3 protein-coding genes are annotated in these 2733 nt (G+C 57.4%); all 3 read right to left on the bottom strand.

Annotation, left to right across the window (positions count from 1 at the left end):
• A partial coding sequence (locus tag ACW81B_RS12780) for a DUF3683 domain-containing protein (protein WP_491580608.1) occupies window positions 1–535 on the bottom strand: 535 nt, incomplete at its 3' end.
• A gap of 73 nt (window positions 536–608) precedes the next feature.
• Window positions 609–1499 (bottom strand): WD40 repeat domain-containing protein, encoded by an 891-nt coding sequence (locus ACW81B_RS12775; protein WP_491580607.1) that lies wholly within the window; start codon window positions 1497–1499, stop codon window positions 609–611.
• A 134-nt stretch (window positions 1500–1633) separates the two neighbouring features.
• Entirely contained in the window at window positions 1634–2671 is a 1038-nt protein-coding gene (locus ACW81B_RS12770) for a porin (protein WP_491580606.1), read from the bottom strand.
• Window positions 2672–2733 lie beyond the last annotated feature (62 nt).

The raw sequence follows: 2733 nt of genomic DNA, 5'->3' as shown, positions 1-2733 counted from the left end.
CCACTTCAAGGACTTCCTGCTCGCTGTCCGGGCAGATCACCACGAATGGCAACTCAACACGCCAGTCGGTTGCATCCGTGGCATGAGAAACGCGCGCCAGTCCGCCAAAATCAATATTGTCGGCACGCGTAACCCGCACCAACCGCTTGCGTATACGCGCACGCAGATCGCGCGTCTTCGGGAACCAGGCGGTAAACGCATTAACGGCATCGCGCGCCCGCTCCACCAGCCGCAGCGCCTCGGCATTGCCGTTGGCACGGCTGACAATCTGGTCCAGGCGGTGATTCAGGGCATGGATCAGCTGCTCGAAGCGCTTGCGGTTCTCCAGCAGGTCATCCTGGATGTACGGGTTACGCGTGACCACCCACAGGTCGCCGAGCACCTCGAACAGCATGCGCGCGGAACGGCCGGTACGTCGCTCGGCACGCAACTTTTCGATCACACCCCACATTTCCTCGCCGAGAAACCGCAACACGATTTCGCGGTCGGAGAAAGACGTGTAGTTGTAAGGGATTTCGCGAATGCGATGGGGCATGCCGGACCGCGCTTGTGCAGAAACAGGCGCGCATTGTAGCACCTTGGGCGCGCACATTTAATGCAATGACGGGTTATTCAGCCCCCCAGACGGTCAATGGACGGTATGGTTCCTCAAGGTCATAAATATGTATCGAACCCTCCTCCCCTGCACTGGCGGCATAACGTCCGTCCGGGCTGAAGCGCGTCTGCCAACCGCACAGTTCATGTACCTGCAATCGACGTAACACGCGGTTATTTTGTGCATCGATAAGATAGAGCGAGGAATCCGTGTGCCGCCCCAGGCTGAGCCAGCTTTGTTCATCGGGGCTGATATCGACTGAAATCACCTGCCCAAGGTGCCCGGTGGGTCTTGTCTGTAAAACGCCACTGGCAACATCCCAGACCAGCAACCTGAACCAGCCGCCGGCCAGTAACAATCGCCCATCCCTGGAAAAGTGCAGATCGTTCGCATCGGACGGCGGCCGCTGCAGTTCACGCCACCCGGACAGATCATACCCGCCCACCAGAACACGGCCGTCGGATGTGGCAACAGCAACCCGGCTAACGGCTGTATTCACTGCAAGGGAAATCACCCGGCTGCCGATATCCGCCTGTGCATCGACTCCAAGGTCGGTTATACCGAGCCTCAACACGCGGGAAGCCTGGCCGAGCAACAGACGGCGCCTGTCAGCCGAAACCACCATCGCCTGCACCCGCCCGGAAAAACGTTTTGACTGGAACTTACCGGTCTCAATATCGTGTAAACGCAATTCCCCTGCCCGGTCCACACTGAATACATGTGTTTCATCGCGCCAGGCGAGTCCCCGTACCGTCGACTTATGCGCCGTGAGACGCCGCAGCAAGCGCCCCTCGGCAACCGACCAGACAATGACGCCTCCATGCAGGCCACCACTGGCCAGCAAGCGCCCGGAGGGCGAGAACGCGATGCGCTGTGCGCCGCCGGGGTGCACACCGGCCAACACATAGGTCGGCGGCTGGGTGGCTGTCAGCGTACAACCGGTTAGCCACGGAACAAGCGCCAGCAGGACAAATCGCAGACATAAAAAAACGGAGCCCGAAGGCCCCGTTTTTACTTCGTCACGAAACAAGGTTTCGTTTAGAAGTTGTGACGCATACCCAGTGAGAAGATGTCAGTCTCACCTGTTGCATCAAAGTCCTGCTGAGAGAACGTTGCATAGACGCGGGTACGGTTGCTGAACTTGTGGTAACCGCCTACACGCCAGGTGGTGTAATCATTGTTGGCAGAACCACCACCGTTCAGGTCAGTCTCGTCGCCTTCGGCATAGTCGAAGGACACCAGGTTGTTACCGATGGTGTAGGACGCACCGACGTTGAAGATATCAGCACCGTCGCCGGCACCGCCGGAGATCAGACCACCGTCGATTTCATACATAGCCCAGAAGGCTGCGTCGCCCATGGTGTACTTGATAGCGAACTGGGTTGCCTCATCGTCACCACCAGTGTCGGTAGTAATGTAGGAAGCGAAGGCATAGATGTTGCCGGCCTTGTAGCTGAAGCCCAGGCTGTAGGGATCGTCATCTTCACCATCAGACTCATTGTTATCGAAGGTGTAGGTACCGAACACCTTGGCACCACCGGCAAAGGTCGGGGAATCATAACGCACTGTGTTGGTGGCACGACCCTGGCCTTCTTCGCCACGACCCGTGTGCAGGGTGGACTGCAGACCGATGTTACGGGCCTGGTTACGCGTGCGGTAGAAAGGATCCAGCTTGGAAGCCGGTGACTTGTAGGCGGTGGACATCATGCCGAAGGTCAGTTTACCGAAGCCTTCGGATTTCAGACCGATGAACTGGTCACGGGACTTCCAGCCGTCCTTGCCGTCGCCTTCGTTGGTGTCGTCTTCCAGCGTCCCCGCCCCCGTACCGGCGTCATCAACGTCAGTCTGGTATTCAACCTTGAAGAAAGCCTTCAGGCCGCCACCGAGATCTTCAGAACCCTTGAAACCGACCGCGGAACGGTTGGAACCCATGTTGATATCATCGGTGCCGCCATCCACATCGACAGCATCGATGGATACGTCCAGCTGACCGTAAATTTTTACATCAGCGTTGGCCAGGCTCATACCACCTGCCAGCGCCAGACCCATTGCAGAAACAATAAGTTTTTTGTTCATGAGAAAACTCCTCTTACCCATAGCTATAAGTAAACAAGATTATCGTTACGAGGCGCTACTTT

This window comes from Thiogranum sp. (assembly GCF_058323355.1).
The sequence above is the reverse complement of the archived record's forward strand: the minus strand, read 5'-3'. Positions and strand labels throughout refer to the sequence as shown.

Excerpts from the sequence above, each read along its gene's own strand:
- ACW81B_RS12770 (WP_491580606.1), bottom strand. The coding sequence starts at position 2,671 with ATGAACAAAAAACTTATTGTTTCTGCAATGGGTCTGGCGCTGGCAGGT.